Origin of the sequence: Herbaspirillum sp. GCM10030257, assembly GCF_042666555.1 — a bacterium.
Taxonomy (GTDB): domain Bacteria; phylum Pseudomonadota; class Gammaproteobacteria; order Burkholderiales; family Burkholderiaceae_D; genus Noviherbaspirillum.
The window spans coordinates 117183-134429 of the sequence record NZ_JBHTDH010000008.1 but is presented as its reverse complement, the minus strand read 5'-3'; the positions used below and the strand labels follow the sequence as shown (position 1 = coordinate 134429).

Sequence of the window (17247 nt, the reverse complement as noted above, 5' to 3'; positions counted from 1 at the left end):
GAAACCGTGAGCAATCTCGTACAGAAGTTCCAGGAATACAGCAGTTGGCGCAATGGTGTGCTGGCAGCGCTGGAACGCTATCGCACCTGCGTCGGCGCGGCGGATCTGGCTGATTCGGCCAGCGACCAGCGTTTTGCGCGCCTGCGTGCAAGGCTCACCGATGACAAACTGTCAATTGCCTTCGTTGCCGAATTCTCGCGCGGCAAATCGGAACTGATCAATGCGATCTTTTTCGCAGACTACGGCCAGCGCATCCTGCCATCCTCTGCCGGACGCACAACGATGTGTCCGACCGAATTGCTGTACGACGAAACTTTCCCGCCGTCGATCCGCCTGCTGCCTATCGAAACTCGGGCTGAATCGGCATCGACCAGCGACTTCAAGGAACAAAGCCACGTCTGGACAGTATTGCCGCTGGATATTTCTTCAGGCGAAGGCATGCTGGAAGCGTTCAAGCAAGTCAGCCTGACCAAGCGTGTCAGCATCGAAGAAGCCAAGCTTTACGGCCTGTATCAGGAAGATGATCCCGACGCTTCAATGTCAGTCGACCAGGACGGGCTGGTCGAGATTTCGCAATGGCGCCATGCGATCGTGAACTTTCCGCACCCTTTGCTCAAGCAGGGTTTGGTGATTATTGATACGCCCGGCCTCAATGCGATCGGTACCGAACCGGAGTTGACGCTCAATCTGATTCCGAACGCGCATGCGGTGCTCTTCGTCCTCGCTGCCGATACCGGTGTCACCAAGAGCGATATCGACGTCTGGCGCGACCACATCGGCGCCGGCCCGGCGCGCATGGTGGTGCTCAACAAAATCGACAGCATGTGGGACGAACTCCGTAGTGCCGCCGAGGTCGAGCAGCAGATCCAGAAGCAGGTGACAACCGTTGCACACACGCTGAACCTGGATGCCGACCAGGTGTTTCCCATTTCCGCGCAAAAGGGCTTGGTGGGCAAAGTCAACCGTGACCAGGAGTTATTGGCTAAAAGTCGGTTGCCCGAGTTGGAGACAGCGCTGTCCGAGGAATTGATTCCTAGCAAGCAGCAAATCGTCCGTGGCCAGCTGATGAGTGATGTCGGCGAACTGACATCGGCCAAACAGGCATTGCTGGATGCGCGTTCGCGCAATGTGGTCGAACAGCTGATGGAGTTGAAGAGCCTGCGCGGCAAGAACCAGAACATCATTGAGCACATGATGAAGCGCGTTGACCTCGAAAAGAAGGAATTCGACGGCAGCCTGCTCAAGCTGCAAGGTACGCGCGCCGTGTTTACGCGTCTGTCGACCGAAGTCTTTACCAGCCTCGGCATGGATATCCTCAAGGAAGACATCGCCAGGACACGCGACGCCATGGAGAAAAGTAAATTTTCTATCGGCTTGCGGGCGGCGGTCAGGGACTTCTTTGCGCAGATCCAGAAAAACATTGCGACATCGGGACGCAAGACCGAAGAAATAACGGAAATGATGACAGTCATGTATCGCAAGTTTTCGACCGAGCACGGACTTGCGCTGTCGTCGCCCATGCCGTTTTCACTGGATAAATATCGCAAGGAAATCGAGCTGATTGAAGGCGTGTACCACAAGCAGTTTGGTACGGCGGCCATTATGACTACGCCACAGGTGGTGTTAATGACCAAGTTCTTCGACTCGATCGCCTCCCGCGTCAAGCAAAGCTTCCTGCAAGCCAATCGCGACGTCGAAGCCTGGCTGAAAGTGGTGATGGCACCGCTCGAAGCGCAGATCTGGGAACACAAGTCCCAGCTGAAAAAGCGCAAGCAATCGATCGAGCGTATTCACCTGGCCACCGATAGCCTTGAGGAAAAGGTTGAAGCGCTGGAAAAAATGCAGGACGACCTGGAACAGCAAAAGAAAGCTCTGTTACAGCTGGAGAAGGAACTCAAACGCGCCATCGAAGCCGAACTGGCTGCACTGAAAGTCGCAGCCTGAGCAAATCACGATGAAACAAGTTGTCGAGGCGCGCACTGCCCATGCCGGCGGTGCCGCGCAGGATTTCGCCGATCCTGGCTTTTCCGAAGCCGTGATCCGCTGGCAGAAACAGCACGGGCGCCATGCGCTGCCATGGCAGAATACCAGGGACGCCTACCGTATCTGGCTATCCGAGATCATGCTGCAGCAAACCCAGGTAGCCGCGGTCATTCCTTACTATCAGCGCTTTCTTGAACGTTTCCCCGATGTCCGTGCCTTGGCCGAAGCGCCGTCCGAAGATGTGATGGCACACTGGAGCGGCCTTGGTTACTACACCCGTGCGCGCAACCTGCATCGCTGTGCGCAACGCGTGGTTGAACAATACGACGGTGTTTTCCCGAATGATCCCGGCTTGCTGGCGGAGTTACCCGGGATCGGCCGCTCGACCGCCGCAGCGATCAGTGCATTCTCCTACGGAACGCGCGCCGCCATCCTGGATGGCAACGTCAAGCGCGTGTTTTGCCGCGTGTTCGGTGTCGAAGGCTTTCCCGGTTCCAAACCAGTCGAAGACCAGTTATGGAAACGTGCTGTCGCGCTGTTGCCGGACGCCGATATGGAAGCCTATACGCAGGGCCTGATGGACCTAGGCGCAACGCTGTGCACCCGGAGCCGACCTGCCTGCGAACGTTGCCCGCTGGCGGACCGTTGCGTGGCGCGTGCTACCGGTCGTACTCATCTGCTACCGGAGCGCAAACTGAAAAAGGCGATTCCAGAGAAAAGCACAACGATGCTGGTAATTGCTGACCGAAGCCATGTCCTGCTCGAACAGCGGCCCGACAGCGGAATCTGGGGCGGTTTGCTGTCGTTGCCTGAAATCGACGTACTGGAACCTGCCGATAATACACGGGAGGAAATTGAAGCCACATTGGGCATCGCCGCGACACGCTACGGTGTGGTCGACGACTTTGAACGTTTGCAGCCTTTTACGCACGTGTTTACGCATTTCAAGCTGCATGTCTCGCCTTATCAGGTGCATCTGACAAAGCGGAGTGATTTTGCGGGGCAGGAAAACCGGGTGTGGTTCCCGATCACAGGACTGACGGAAGCGCCGCTTCCGGCGCCCGTGAAGAAATTGCTGCTTGCCGTTTTCCGCGAGCCCGATCTGCTTTCGCTGTAAGCTTTCGCACGCCCGGAGATTTGGGCACCGGTCATTCCCACAACGGACAATGACGGGTACCACCTTCCTGCGCGCTCAGATCATTCCAGGCCGATCCATTCCACACGGTTGCGGCCAAGCTGCTTCGCCTGGTACAGGGCTGAATCGGCGCGCGAGATCAGGTCGGTAATCTTTTCTCCATTGCGATACTGCGCTACCCCAATCGATAGCGAAATATTCTTTTGCGCGAGGATCTTCTGGAAGTCCAGAAAGTGCGCATACACGCGTAGCCTTTCTGCATGCATCACCGCGCCCTTGAGGTCGGTATCGGGCAAAATCTGCAGAAATTCATCGCCACCGTAACGGCCAAGCACATCGGTATCGCGGATGCTGTCGCGTGCCGTTTTGGCGAATTCCTTGAGAATGGTGTCGCCGACCAGGTGACCGTTGTTGTCATTAATTTCTTTGAAACGATCGATATCAATCAGGCAAATAGTGAAGGGGATATCGGAAGTGTCAGCTTGCAGCTTGGCCTGCTCAAGTTCGGTCTGCAACTGGCGGCGGTTGTAGAGTCCGGTCAATTCATCGCGCGCCGATTTCTCTTCATAGTGTTCAAGTTGATAACGCGTGGCGCGCAACAACTGTCGCAGGTTCTGGATCTGCTTGCCGACCAGGATCATGCCGGGCAAAGTGAGCGCCAGCACACACCACTGCACCAGATCGGCGCGGAAGGCATGCAGAAAGCCTTCAGTCTGGCCGCGCAATACGATGATGGCAAGGTAAAAGCTGAGACAGCCAAAGGACAGGGCGATCAGCGACGCTGTGGACAACCGGAAGATCCCAAATGAAAACGCGATCAGGATGAACGGCACCAGGGCGATCTGCGTGGCGCGTTCAAGGTAAGCGACCACCAGCATGATGAACAGCGATGTCACCAGTTGCGGCAGCATCAGGCTGGGTTCGTGGAAGCGCTGGTTGATCCCGAGGCGGAACACACTATAGAACAACACCACAAAGCACAGCACGATCGCAGCCACACTGATAAAGGTGCGGCCGCTGATGAAACCCTGGCGATAGAACACGTACAGGCTCAGCGCGTAGAGCAGCGAGATCAGGCTGATGGGCGAGATCTGCGGAATACGCACAGGCTGCATATTCTTTCGGCGGTTGATGGACTCTGTCCGCATGGTGTGGCGTGCGTCATCCAGTAACATAGGGTTAGCGCTCAAGATGGTGCCAAGTGGTGCCTGCAAGGCGATTGCGAAAATGGGAATTGTGCAAAGATGAGCTGACCCTGCATTTATCCTATGAATGCAAGTTCACGATTTTGCGCAGTAACAAACTGGCGAGAGAAAAGGAAGCTCGTGGACCGCAGCGTCAACGGCCTTCTCGCAAATGGCACATCATTGGACGGTGCGGCGCGGTGTTATTGTTTTTTACCTAACGAGTATGCCGCCCTGTACCTTAACAAGTGGATCGTATATGTCACCGATACGTAACAGGTATGGACATCGAGCTTTACGCACATATAACTATTCGATGTGAAAGCTAACAGGCTTTCAACCTGACAGTAATAGGCACAGGTCCAGGCGCTCTGCCTGGCTCAGATAATTTTATGCTGCTGCAGGTATTGATGAACAATTGACAGGCGTGTCTGCGCATCGCTGAGTTCGAGCAGTTTTTGCCGCGCCTTGAGCGGAATCGGCAGGATCTCGCACCAGCGGTTGGCGACCCAGCTTGCGCTATCCAGCCTTGCCGGTTTAGTGAAGGGGCTGATAAAGTCAGCGCCTTCTTCCATCCGTCCCTTGTTATCGATGTCGTCGATGACAATTTTCAGGGCCCTGGCACAGTCCACATGCATATCGCTCACCGGAGCCGGCGGGTCGGCTGTCAGCATGTCGATACGTGCCTCCAAACGCTGATCCGGGAGCACACGGGTTTCCAGGATGCGAAAACGTTCGCCGCCTTCGGTACGCAACATCATGACGCCGAGGTTCTGCATATCCCAGTCGACGATGCTTGCCAGGCAGCCGACGCCTTCCGGCTCGGCGGCTGTGCCAACTTCCTGGCCGGACTTGATGAGAACTACCCCGAACGGCGCGTTGCGCTTCATGCAGTCGCGCACCATGTCCATGTAACGGGTCTCAAAGACCTTGAGCGGCAGCACGCCGCCGGGAAAGAGGACTGTCTTCAGCGGGAATAGCGGAAGCCAGGAATCGGTATGCGGCATGAGGGCAGGTAAAAGGGCAGGAATCGGTTTAGTTCAGCTCGCGATGCCGCAGCAAGACGTGTTCGTTCGCGCGGAAATGCTTGGCCAGTTGTTCGACCATGTAGACGGAGCGATGCTGTCCGCCGGTGCAGCCGATTGCCACGGTCAGGTAACTGCGGTTGTCGTTCTTGAAAGCCGGCAGCCACTTCTCGACGAAGTTGCGGATATCCGTAAACAATTCGGCAACATGGGCCTGCGCATCAAGAAAGGCGATCACGGGTTCGTCGCGGCCGGTGTAAGGACGCAGAGTAATGTCGTAAAACGGATTCGGCAGCACCCGGACATCGAAAACCAAATCTGCATCCAGCGGTACGCCGAATTTAAAGGCGAAGGATTCAAACAGCAGCGTCAGCGGCGTGCGCTCGGTTTCGACCAGATCCTTGATCCAGGCGCGCAGTTTGTTGGCCGACAGGCCTGATGTATCGATCACATGCCCCAGGCCTTCGATGGCGGACATCATTTCGCGCTCGCGCAGGATGCATTCGGTCAGAGTGGGCCGATCAGTACCGGCTTCTGGCCGCACGCGGTGGGACAAGGGATGGCTGCGGCGGGTCTCGGAGAAACGGGTAATCAGGGACTCGGTCTTCGCGGTCAGGAACAGGACCTTGACGTCGTGGCCTTCCTTTTTGAGTACGCTGATGTCGTCAGGCAGGCCGGCAAGGGAATCGGCGCTGCGTGCATCCATCGCCACGGCCAGGGTGTCGCCGCCTTCTTCCAGTCGGGTCGCGACGAGGTGCCGCAACAGCTTGGGCGGCAGGTTGTCGACGCAGAAATAGCCGGCGTCTTCAAGTGCATTGAGACCGACCGATTTTCCCGAACCGGAAATGCCAGTGATGAGGATGATACGCATAGACATGAATCATACCGCAAGCATCTGGCTGCCGCAGTCGACTTGTATTTTGAAACTTGAAACGCCTGTTGATAGACCGCTTGCCGCGTTGCACGGGGGGCTGCCGGGGTCTGTTGGTGGTGCGACTGACTGCTTCGTTGGCGCACCTTGCCATGATCATTTCAACAGGCCGCTCTTAATCAATCGTTGCCCATCGCTCTTTGCTGGCGCTCCATGAATTCCTTGAGCGTATCGATTCCGCGGAGTTGCAGAATGGTGTTGCGGACCGCGGCTTCAAGCAGTACCGCGAGGTTGCGGCCGGCTTCGACAGGGATGATGACCTTGCGAATCGGCAGTCCCAGCACTTCTTCGCTCTGCGAGTGCAGCGGCAGGCGTTCGTAATTCTCTTCCAGCGTGCTGCGCCGGACCAGATGGACGATCAGCTTGAGCCGCATCTTGCGACGCACCGCGGTTTCGCCAAAGATGGTTTTGATGTCCAGCAATCCGAGTCCCCGGACTTCCAGCAGGTTCTGCAGCAGGGGCGGGCAGCGGCCTTCGATCATATTGGGCGCGATCCGCGCAAACTCGACCGCGTCATCGGCTACCAGGCCATGATTGCGGGAAATAAGTTCAAGCCCAAGTTCGCTTTTGCCGAGGCCGGATTCACCGGTAATCAATACACCCACGCCTAGGACGTCCATGAACACGCCATGCATGGTGATGCGCTGTGCCAGTTCCTTGGACAGGTAAACCCGCAAGTAGTCGATGACCTGGGCTGCCGGTAAGGGGGTCGAAAACAGCGGAATGTTCTTTTCGTCGCAGATGGCGAGGATATACGGTGGCGTTTCCAGGCCTTGCGCAATGATGAAGGCGGGCGGTTCGCCAACTACCAATTCTTCGGTCTGGTATTTACGCGATGCCGGGGAGAGCTTGTTGTAATACTGAATTTCCTGATGACCGAAGACTTGCAGTCGACCTGGATGAATCAGGTTCAGGTGGCCAACCTGGTCGGCGGCAGAAGTAGCGTCGCCGCTAATGCGCCGTTCGCCGCCCGGAAACCCGGCGAACCACCCGAGCTGTAATGCTTCGCGGGTGTCGTCGAACAGTTGCTGAATGGTCAGGTGAGTAGATGCCGGCATCGCAATCTAATTCAGGCATGCACGCTGGGTTGCCAGGCAAGGATGCGGGCATGGACCGAAGCGGCATCCGGGTCGGTGGCAAGCAACTGGCGGAAGGTTTCGTCGGAAAACATCTCGGCAATTTCGGACAGGATTTCAAGATGCTGTTGCGTCACATGGTCAGGGATCAGCAAGAAGACCAGCAGCTTCACTGGCTGACCGTCAGGGGATTCAAAGGGAATCGCTTCTTTGAGGCGGACAAATGCCGCCAGTGGCGCCTTCAAACCCTTGATGCGGCCATGCGGAACGGCAACGCCGTGTCCTAGGCCAGTGGAGCCAAGACGCTCCCGGGCAAACAGGTTATCCGAAACAACAGAGCGGGCAATGCCGCAGTTATTCTCAAAAATCAATCCGGCCTGTTCGAAAGTACGCTTCTTGCTGGAAACTTCCAGATCAAGAACTACGTTGTTCGCCGACAGGATCTTTGCAAGGTTGGTCATGTTACGCGATCGTATGGTGCGATGCACAAATAAGGCTTTCGAGACGCATTATAGGCTTCTTTCGGGGATGCGTAATCCAAAGCATAGGATGGGGAATGGAAAGCTTATTGATAGGTAGCAGAGTAAAGATGTGACTGTTTCAATAATTATCAGCTTCTGTACCTTAAGCAGTCCACCTGTCCCGAAGTATTGACGGCAAAACGCAACATAAGTTTCTTCAGTGCATCAAATATCGTCTTGCGATGCGGCAGGTCCTTTTTACTGACGTGCGTTACGTAAGTTTGAAGGTCGCTGTCCAGTCGTAAAATTGCTGCGCCATGGATTGATGTCCAGTCCGCCGCGCCGTGTGTACCGTGCATAGACGGCAAGTTTCTGTGGTCGGCATTGACGCATGATATCCATGAAGATGCGCTCGACGCATTGCTCATGAAATTCATTATGCTCGCGGAAACCAATCAGATATCTCAACAATGCTTCCTGATCAATCTGGGGACCGACATAACGAATCTGTACACTGCCCCAGTCCGGCTGTCCGGTCACAAGGCAATTGGATTTGAGCAGATGCGATACCAGGGTTTCTTCAACGATCGCTTCCTCGGTGTTGGCTTTGAGCCCCGTTGCATCGGGCGTATAGCTGTCAACCTCGATATCCAGTCGATCCAGCAGCAAACCTTCCAGCTCGCCCATCCCCAGTTTGTCAAAGCCTTCCGGCAGCGTCAGCTTTACTTGTACTGATGTACCAAATCCGTCCGACAGGTCGGCGCGCAGCATTTCCGTTAGCGCTTCCGGGCTGGCAACCTTGGTTTGGTTGAACGAGTTCAGGTACAGCTTGAGCGACTTTGATTCAATGATATTGGGCGAATCGGCCGGCACCATGAAAGTGGCGATTGCCACCTGTGGTTTGCCCCTCAGATTGAGCCATGAAAGCTCGTAGGCATTCCAGATGTCGATGCCGAAGAAGGGCAGGCTGCCCGCGATGCCGATTTCCTCCCTTTTTTGCTGACGAGCAATTGGAAACAGCAGCGAAGGCGCGTATGCGGTTTGGTAAGCGGTCGGCTTTCCGAGCGGGGAAGCCTCAGGCAGGTTAGGTGTATTCATCGTAAGCTTATGGCAATGTTGTCGGCAGCGACGCTGCGCGATCCGCGCTGCGGAGATCGTCGATGCTGCAGATATAGGGACGCGCTGCGGGAACGCAATGGCATTTCGACCATAGGTGCAACAGGCCGGTTCGAACCGGCCGTCACAGCAGTAGTAACTACTGTAAAAACTTCAAGTGTCGCAGGGGAGCATCGGTCTTGATTCCCGTACCGCCCGGCAAACAACACAGTTTTACAGGAATAGCTTGTACGCCGGATTTTCGCTTTCATCCCAGTGACGATAACCGAGCGTCGTCAGGAACTGGCGGAAAATCTTCATTTCCTTCTTCGGTACCTGCAGCCCGACCAGAATGCGCCCCACATCGCCGCCCTGGTTACGATAATGGAACAGACTGATGTTCCAGTTGGGCGCCATGCTGTCGAGGAAGCGCATCAGCGCACCCGGACGCTCCGGAAATTCGAAGCGATACAGCAATTCGTCGTGCGCCAGCGGACTCTTGCCGCCGACGAGGTGGCGTACGTGCAGCTTGGCGAGTTCGTCATGAGTCAGGTCAAGCGTGCGAAAACCATGCTTCTCGAAATTCTTGGTGATCTGGCCTGGTTCGTCGCGACTGGAAATCGACATGCCGACAAAGACGTGCGCTTCCTTCGCATCGCTGATGCGATAGATGAATTCGGTGACATTGCGTGGTCCGACCAGCGAGCAGAATCGCTTGAAACTGCCGCGTTCTTCCGGAATGGTGACAGCGAAAACGGCTTCACGCGCCTCACCCACTTCCGCACGTTCGGCGACGAAGCGCAAACGGTCGAAGTTCATGTTGGCGCCACAGGCGATGGTGACGAAAGTCTGGCCGGTGACCGGTTTCTTCGTGCCTTTTGATCGCTCGATGTATTCCTTGGCGCCGGCCACGGCAAGCGCGCCGGCAGGTTCCAGGATGCTGCGGGTATCCTGGAAAACATCCTTGATCGCTGCGCAAACCGCATCGGTATCGACGATGACGAACTCGTCCACCAGCTTCTTCGCAATGCGGAAGGTTTCTTCGCCAACCAGCTTGACCGCCGTACCGTCCGAGAACAAACCGACGTCCGGCAGCGACACGCGGCGGCCGGCCTTGACACTGCGCGCCATCGCATCGGAATCGACCGTCTGTACGCCGATGATTCTGATCTCCGGACGGACCGCCTTGATGTAAGAAGCCACGCCGGAAATCAATCCGCCGCCGCCGATGGCGACAAAGATGGCGTCAATCGGACCGGGATGCTGGCGCAGGATTTCCATCGCGATGGTTCCCTGGCCGGCAATTACATAGGGATCGTCGAAAGGATGGACGAAAGTCAGCTTGTGCTTCTTTTCCAGCGTCAGCGCGTGGTTGTAGGCATCGGTATAGGAGTCGCCGTGCAGCACGACTTCACCGCCACGCGCCCGGACTGCTTCAATTTTCACCGGTGGTGTGGTGGTCGGCATCACGACCACCGCCCGACAGCCGAGCTTGGCCGCCGACAGGGCGACGCCTTGTGCATGATTGCCCGCCGATGCGCAGATCACGCCACGCTTCAGTTGCGCCGGCGTCAGGTGCGCCATCTTGTTATAGGCGCCGCGCAGCTTGAAGCTGAACACGCTCTGAATGTCTTCGCGCTTGAAGTAAATGCTATTACCCATGCGCTCCGACAGGGTGGGCGCGAATTCAAGCGGCGATTCAACGGCGACGTCATAGACGCGAGCGGTCAGGATTTTCTGTAGATAGTCGGTAGTCATAGGCTTCGGTCAGCGGCACGCCTTTCCAATGCGGCATGCAAGCCCGCCATTATAATGGACGCCTTTCAATAATCCTCAATGCGCGAGTTCGGGCGCGCCTGCATACTCGGTATGGGCTGCGCGTGCTTGACGCAGCCGCACCTGCCCATCAATGATCGAATCCTCTGTCCGCTGGCTACTTAGTGTCCTCGCCATACCCGATGTCGGATTGTCTTCCGTATTCCTGATCAGTATCTTGTCCGCGACCTTGTTGCCACTCGGGTCCGAGCCGGCCGTTTTCGCTGTGGTCAAGGCGAATGGCGCGCTGTTCTGGCCGGCGATTCTGGTTGCCACCGTTGGAAACACCCTCGGCGGCATGATTGATTATGCAATGGGATACGGTGCCAAACAGACCTTCTCGCGCAAAGGGGAAGGGCACTGGTTTCGCTGGCTGCAGCGCTTCGGGCCCAAAACCTTGCTGCTGGCCTGGCTGCCGGCCGTGGGTGACCCGCTCTGCGCGCTGGCCGGATGGTTGCGCATGCCATTCTGGCAATCCGTCATGTATATGGCGATTGGAAAATTTCTCCGCTATCTGACCATGACCTCAGCGTTGTTGTACATACCTGACGGATTTTGGCGCTGGCTTATCAATCTATTCTGAATTTCGTTGTAACAGAGACATCTTTTCCTGATCTTGCACCAAATTTTCTCTTTATTTCAGTCGTTTAGGCGCATGGAAAGTAGGGGTGTTGGCGTCCGCTGCATTGCAATAAGCTAAAATGCCCCTTTAAGGGTCAGTCCGATACTTCCTGATGAACGCCCCAGCACAAATCCAAGCATTGATTTCCGACGCGCCAAGCGCAGCCGTTCCCAGCCGCTTGCGTGAAATTCCCTATAACTACACCTCGTTTTCCGACCGCGAAATCGTGATTCGCCTGCTTGGCGAAGAATCGTGGAGCATCCTCGATGCCCTGCGCGGCGAGCGGCAGACCGGACGTTCCGCGCGCATGCTGTACGAAGTTCTGGGCGATATCTGGGTGGTCAGGCGCAATCCTTACCTGCAGGACGATCTGCTCGACAATCCCAAGCGTCGTCAGGACCTGATCGACGCGCTCAACCATCGCCTCAGCGAAGTCGAAAAGCGTCGCCTGACGACTGATCTCGCGGATGTCGGTGATGCCCATGCCCGTCACCGCAGCGCCAATGTCGAAGTGCTGGTAAAAGCCGCCCGCAAGGCGGTGGCAGACTTCGGCGATGAGTTCCGCAAGATGTACGACCTGCGCAAGCGTGCTACCAAAGTGCTCGGCCGTTACACGGCAAAGGACAACATCAAGTTCGACGGACTGTCGCGCGTTTCCCACGTCACCGATGCGACCGACTGGCGTGTTGAATACCCGTTCGTGGTGCTGACTCCCGATACCGAAGATGAAATGGCCGGCCTGGTGAAGGCCTGTATCGAACTCGGCCTGACCATTATTCCGCGCGGAGGCGGCACCGGTTATACCGGCGGCGCGATTCCGCTGACCCCGATGTCGGCCGTCATCAACACCGAGAAGCTGGAACAGTTGGGTGCCGTCGAAATGACCATGCTGCCCGGCGTCGACAAGCCTTACGCCACGATCTATTCGGGCGCGGGCGTGGTCACCAAGCGTGTTTCCGATGCCGCCGAAAAAGCCGGCTTTGTCTTCGCGGTCGACCCGACGTCGGCGGAAGCGTCCTGCATTGGCGGTAACGTCGCCATGAACGCCGGCGGCAAGAAAGCCGTGCTGTGGGGCACCGCGCTCGACAATCTGGCAAGCTGGAGAATGGTCGACCCGAACGGCGACTGGCTGGAAGTCACGCGACTCGAGCACAACCTAGGCAAGATCCATGACGCGCCGGTGGCCCGCTTCAAGCTCGAATGGACCCATCCGGGCGAGAAGGGCAGAAACAACGCGCCGTTCAAGACCGAAATCCTTGAAATCGAAGGCGGCCGCTTCCGCAAGGAAGGGCTGGGCAAGGACGTCACCGACAAGTTTCTTGCCGGCCTGCCGGGCGTGCAAAAGGAAGGCTGCGACGGTCTCATTACGTCGGCACGCTGGATCCTGCACAAGATGCCAAGGCATACGCGCACCGTTTGTCTCGAATTCTTCGGCCAGGCGCGCGACGCGATTCCATCGATTGTTGAAATCAAGGATTTCCTCGACGCCGAAACGAAGAAGGGCGGCGCCATCCTCGCCGGCCTGGAGCACCTCGACGAGCGCTATCTGCGCGCGGTCGGTTATGCGACCAAATCCAAGCGCGGCGTTTTGCCGAAGATGGCGCTGTTTGGCGACATCGTCGGTGACGACGAGGAGGCGGTTGCCCGCGCCGCGTCGGAAGTGGTACGTATCGCGAATACCCGCGTCGGTGAAGGCTTCGTTGCGGTCAGCCCGGAAACACGCAAGAAATTCTGGCTCGACCGCGCCCGCACTGCGGCGATCGCCAAACATACCAACGCCTTCAAGATCAACGAAGACGTCGTCATTCCGCTCAATCGCATGGGCGAATACACCGATGGCATCGAGCGTATCAATATCGAACTGTCGATCCGCAACAAGCTGCAATTGATGGGCGAACTGCGCCAGTTCTTCGCCTCGAATCATCTGCCGCTCGGCAAGAGCGAAGATGCGGAAGCCAACGACATCCCGCCGTCCGAACTGCTCGGCGATCGTGTTATACAGGCGCGCGAGTTGATCGATCTGACTGAGGCGCGCTGGTCGTACCTGCTGGCCAATCTCGACAAGCCGCTCAAGCAGGCGCATGACGAACTGGCCGCGCTCGGCGTATCCATGACATGGATCGATGAACGCCTGCAGCGCCAGCCGGATGCCACCGTTTTCCACGTGGTGCAGGATCGCACCATTCGCGTGTCCTGGAAGGGCGAAATACGCGCCCAGTTGCGCCAGATCTTCAATGGCGGCGCGTTCAAGCTGATCCTCGACGAGTGCAGCGCGATCCACAAGCGGGTGCTGCGCGGCCGAGTATTTGTCGCGCTGCACATGCATGCGGGCGACGGCAACGTGCACACCAACATCCCGGTCAATTCCGATCACTATGAAATGCTGCAGGACGCGCATGCCGCGGTTGAACGCATCATGGTGCTCGCACGTTCGCTCAATGGCGTGATCTCGGGCGAACACGGCATCGGCATCACCAAGCTGGAATTCCTGACCGATGACGAAATCCAGGATTTCCGAGACTACAAGTTGCGCGTCGACCCGGAAGGCCGCTTCAACAAGGGCAAGCTGCTCAACCTTCCCGGCATGCATGCGGACTTGCGCAACGCTTATACGCCTTCGTTCGGCTTGATGGGCCATGAGTCGCTGATCATGCAGCAGAGCGACATTGGCGCGATTGCCAACAGCGTCAAGGACTGCCTGCGCTGCGGCAAGTGCAAACCGGTCTGCTCGACCCATGTACCGCGTGCCAACCTGCTGTATTCACCGCGTAACAAGATTCTCGCGACTTCGTTGCTGGTCGAGGCTTTCCTGTATGAAGAGCAGACCCGCCGTGGCGTGTCCATCAAGCACTGGGAAGAATTCGAAGACGTCGCCGATCACTGCACCGTCTGCCACAAGTGCGAGACGCCGTGTCCGGTCGACATCGACTTTGGCGATGTGTCGATGAACATGCGCAACCTGCTGCGCAAGATGGACAAGAAGTCCTTCAACCCCGGCACGGCTGCCGCCATGTTCTTCCTGAACGCTACCGATCCGGCCACCATCAACGCCACCCGCGCGGCGATGACCGGCATCGGCTACAAGGCGCAGCGGATGGCGAATGACGTTTTGAAAAAGTTTGCAAAGAAGCAGACCAAGGCGCCGCCCGCCACCCATGGCAAGCCGCCGATCAAGGAACAGGTCATTCACTTCGTCAACAAGAAGATGCCGGGCAATCTGCCGAAGAAGACGGCACGCGCCTTGCTGGATATTGAAGACGACAAGGTCGTGCCGATCATTCGCGATCCGATGAAGACCACCGCCGATACGGAAGCGGTGTTCTATTTCCCGGGTTGCGGCTCCGAACGCCTGTTCTCGCAGGTCGGTCTCGCCACGCAGGCAATGCTCTGGCATGTCGGCGTGCAAACCGTGCTGCCGCCGGGCTATCTGTGTTGCGGTTATCCGCAGCGCGGCTCCGGTCAATACGACAAGGCGGAAAAGATGATTACCGATAACCGTGTGCTGTTCCATCGGGTCGCCAACACGCTGAACTACCTCGACATCAAGACAGTCGTAGTCTCGTGCGGGACCTGCTACGACCAGTTGCAGAGTTATGAATTCGAGAAAATATTCCCTGGCTGCCGGATCATCGACATCCATGAATACCTGCTCGAAAAGAATGTGAAGCTCGAAGGCGTGTCCGGTACCCGCTACATGTACCACGATCCCTGCCATACACCGATGAAACAGCAGGATCCGCTGAAAACGGTGAATGCGCTGATCACGACCGGCGACGGCGCCAAGGTCGAAAAGAACGACCGCTGCTGCGGCGAATCGGGTACTTTCGCGGTCAGCCGTCCGGACATCTCGACGCAGGTTCGCTTCCGCAAGGAAGTGGAAATGCGCAAGGGCGCCGACAAGCTGCGCGAGGACGGCTTCAACGGTGAAGTCAAGATCCTGACTTCGTGCCCGTCTTGCCTGCAGGGTCTGAGCCGCTACAATGAAGATTCCGGCACGACTGCGGACTATATCGTGATTGAAATGGCGAAGCACCTGCTCGGCGAGAACTGGTTGCCGGACTATGTCGCCCGCGCCAACAACGGCGGCATCGAGCGCGTGCTCGTATAAGCTTGCAAGAAGGGAAGCGATGGTCAAAGAAGCGTGTGAACTGTGCATGCATCCCGGCGGCGAAGTTATCTACCGGGATGACAACTACCGTATCGTACTGGTCGATGACGAGCGCTATCCCGGCTTTTGCCGGGTGATCTGGAATAACCATGTCGTCGAAATGACCGACCTGTCGACCGCCGAACGCGCGATCCTGATCGCGGCAGTGTGGCAGGTCGAAGAGGCGGTGCGCGATACCATGCAGCCGCACAAGATCAATGTCGCCAGCCTCGGCAACGTGGTCCCGCATCTGCACTGGCACATCATCCCGCGCTACGAAGATGATGCGCATTTCCCCAACCCGATCTGGGGCGAGGTCAAGCGCACGCCGGTGTCAGCCGATCTTGCCAAACGCAAAGCCCTGGTGCCGCGCCTGCGGGAAGCACTGCTCGATCGCTTCGAAGAATCGCTGCTGTAGCGCTGTAAAGCAGTAACGCCCGGCATTCCGCCGTAATAACTTTCCCCTCACGCCCAGGACCCAACATGGCCGATCTGAAACAAGCGCCTTCCCCGACCTCTCTGACGGTACGTAATCAGTCGCGGGTGCTGGAAATCGCCTTCGATTCAGGTGAAGAGTTTTCGCTGCCTTTCGAATTCATGCGGGTGTATTCGCCATCGGCCGAAGTGCGCGGTCATGGCGCCGGACAGGAAGTGCTGCAAACCGGGAAGCGTGACGTGACCATCACGGCAATGGAGCCAGTCGGCAACTATGCAGTGCAGCCGCAGTTTTCCGACGGCCATAATTCGGGCATCTTTTCCTGGGATTACCTATACTGGCTGGGCGCCAACCAATCGCAACTCTGGGAAGAGTACCAGCAGCGCCTGGAGGCAGCAGGATTTACCCGTGAAAGCGGTCGGGATGCGCCCATGGTCGCAGCCAGCGCGGGCGGCCATGCCTGCGGCCATCATCATTGATTCTACAACCCGCCTGCTTCGGCGCGGCGAACTCTCGATGCGGAACGCTTGGAAGCGCTGCCTGTCTGCACCTGTATGCACTTGTATAATGCGCGCTGGACCAACTTGCCTGACGCCATGACCAATACTACGCATTTCGGTTATAAGACCGTTTCCGAAGACGAGAAGGTGCACAAAGTCGCCGAAGTCTTTCATTCCGTCGCTGCCAAATATGACGTGATGAATGACCTGATGTCAGGCGGACTGCATCGCATCTGGAAGGCATTCACGATTGCCCAGGCCGGTGTGCGGCCAGGATTCAAGGTGCTCGACATTGCCGGGGGAACCGGCGACCTGTCCAAGGCTTTTGCAAGGCAGGCGGGCCCGAGCGGCGAAGTCTGGCTCACCGATATCAACGAATCGATGCTGCGCGTTGGTCGCGACCGCTTGTTGAATAAGGGCTTCGCGACCCCCACATTGTTGTGTGACGCGGAAAAACTGCCTTTTCCAAGCAATTATTTCGACCGTGTCAGCGTTGCCTTCGGCTTGCGCAATATGACGCACAAGGATATTGCACTTGCCGAAATGCGGCGCGTGCTGAAACCCGGTGGCAAACTGCTGGTGCTGGAATTTTCAAAGGTGCATGAGGCATTGCAGAAACCTTATGACCTGTATTCGTTCTCAGTATTACCATGGCTGGGCCAGCGCATTGCCAATGATGCGGAAAGTTATCGTTACCTTGCGGAATCGATTCGGATGCACCCGGATCAGGAAACGCTCAAGACCATGCTGGAAGCAGCCGGACTTGAACGTGTGGAGTACTTTAATTTGACGGCTGGCGTTGCAGCCCTGCATACCGGCGTCAAACTCTAGGAGAGT

The 17247-nt window shown here is 57.1% G+C and carries 14 protein-coding genes; 7 read left to right on the top strand and 7 right to left on the bottom strand.

Annotated elements, in window-relative coordinates:
- Positions 1-6 precede the first annotated feature (6 nt).
- Together ACFQUU_RS14380 and mutY are read left to right on the top strand one after the other, a co-directional pair.
- Complete coding sequence (locus tag ACFQUU_RS14380; RefSeq protein WP_382248229.1) at positions 7-1944, top strand: dynamin family protein; 1938 nt, start codon at positions 7-9, stop codon at positions 1942-1944.
- A gap of 10 nt (positions 1945-1954) precedes the next feature.
- Entirely contained in the window at positions 1955-3100 is a 1146-nt protein-coding gene (gene mutY, locus ACFQUU_RS14375) for an A/G-specific adenine glycosylase (protein WP_382248227.1), read from the top strand.
- A gap of 80 nt (positions 3101-3180) precedes the next feature.
- Here mutY and ACFQUU_RS14370 read toward each other — a convergent pair whose 3' ends face one another.
- From ACFQUU_RS14370 to ilvA, 7 genes are all read right to left on the bottom strand, one after another.
- Complete coding sequence (locus ACFQUU_RS14370) at positions 3181-4233, bottom strand: GGDEF domain-containing protein (RefSeq protein WP_382248225.1); 1053 nt, start codon at positions 4231-4233, stop codon at positions 3181-3183.
- Positions 4234-4682: 449 nt separating this feature from the next.
- Positions 4683-5309, bottom strand: a complete 627-nt coding sequence (locus tag ACFQUU_RS14365) for an LON peptidase substrate-binding domain-containing protein (RefSeq protein ID WP_382248223.1) — start codon at positions 5307-5309, stop codon at positions 4683-4685.
- A gap of 28 nt (positions 5310-5337) precedes the next feature.
- Complete coding sequence (rapZ, locus tag ACFQUU_RS14360) at positions 5338-6198, bottom strand: RNase adapter RapZ (RefSeq protein WP_382248529.1); 861 nt, start codon at positions 6196-6198, stop codon at positions 5338-5340.
- Positions 6199-6377: 179 nt separating this feature from the next.
- The gene (gene hprK / locus ACFQUU_RS14355; RefSeq protein ID WP_057289910.1) at positions 6378-7316 is read right to left on the bottom strand and encodes an HPr(Ser) kinase/phosphatase; all 939 of its coding nucleotides are present in this window, start codon (positions 7314-7316) and stop codon (positions 6378-6380) included.
- Between the two features lie 11 nt (positions 7317-7327).
- The gene (locus tag ACFQUU_RS14350; protein WP_382248220.1) at positions 7328-7795 is read right to left on the bottom strand and encodes a PTS sugar transporter subunit IIA; all 468 of its coding nucleotides are present in this window, start codon (positions 7793-7795) and stop codon (positions 7328-7330) included.
- Between the two features lie 258 nt (positions 7796-8053).
- Positions 8054-8893 carry an NADPH-dependent 7-cyano-7-deazaguanine reductase QueF gene (queF, locus tag ACFQUU_RS14345; RefSeq protein WP_382248218.1) on the bottom strand — a complete coding sequence of 280 codons (840 nt, stop codon included), beginning with the start codon at positions 8891-8893 and terminating at the stop codon, positions 8054-8056.
- Between the two features lie 231 nt (positions 8894-9124).
- Positions 9125-10648, bottom strand: coding sequence for a threonine ammonia-lyase, biosynthetic (gene ilvA, locus ACFQUU_RS14340; RefSeq protein WP_382248216.1), 1524 nt, complete (start codon positions 10646-10648; stop codon positions 9125-9127).
- A 151-nt stretch (positions 10649-10799) separates the two neighbouring features.
- Between ilvA and ACFQUU_RS14335 the strand changes: the two genes are divergently transcribed.
- The 5 genes from ACFQUU_RS14335 (at position 10800) to ubiE (ending at position 17241) form a co-directional block, all read left to right on the top strand.
- A complete protein-coding gene (locus ACFQUU_RS14335) occupies positions 10800-11288 on the top strand; it encodes a YqaA family protein (protein ID WP_382248214.1) in 489 nt (162 codons plus the stop codon).
- Positions 11289-11439: 151 nt separating this feature from the next.
- The gene (locus tag ACFQUU_RS14330) at positions 11440-15435 is read left to right on the top strand and encodes a DUF3683 domain-containing protein (protein ID WP_382248212.1); all 3996 of its coding nucleotides are present in this window, start codon (positions 11440-11442) and stop codon (positions 15433-15435) included.
- A 19-nt stretch (positions 15436-15454) separates the two neighbouring features.
- Positions 15455-15892 (top strand): HIT family protein, encoded by a 438-nt coding sequence (locus tag ACFQUU_RS14325; protein ID WP_382248210.1) that lies wholly within the window; start codon positions 15455-15457, stop codon positions 15890-15892.
- Positions 15893-15957: 65 nt separating this feature from the next.
- A complete protein-coding gene (locus ACFQUU_RS14320) occupies positions 15958-16389 on the top strand; it encodes a gamma-butyrobetaine hydroxylase-like domain-containing protein (protein WP_382248208.1) in 432 nt (143 codons plus the stop codon).
- 117 nt (positions 16390-16506) lie between these two features.
- Complete coding sequence (ubiE, locus tag ACFQUU_RS14315; RefSeq protein WP_382248527.1) at positions 16507-17241, top strand: bifunctional demethylmenaquinone methyltransferase/2-methoxy-6-polyprenyl-1,4-benzoquinol methylase UbiE; 735 nt, start codon at positions 16507-16509, stop codon at positions 17239-17241.
- Positions 17242-17247 lie beyond the last annotated feature (6 nt).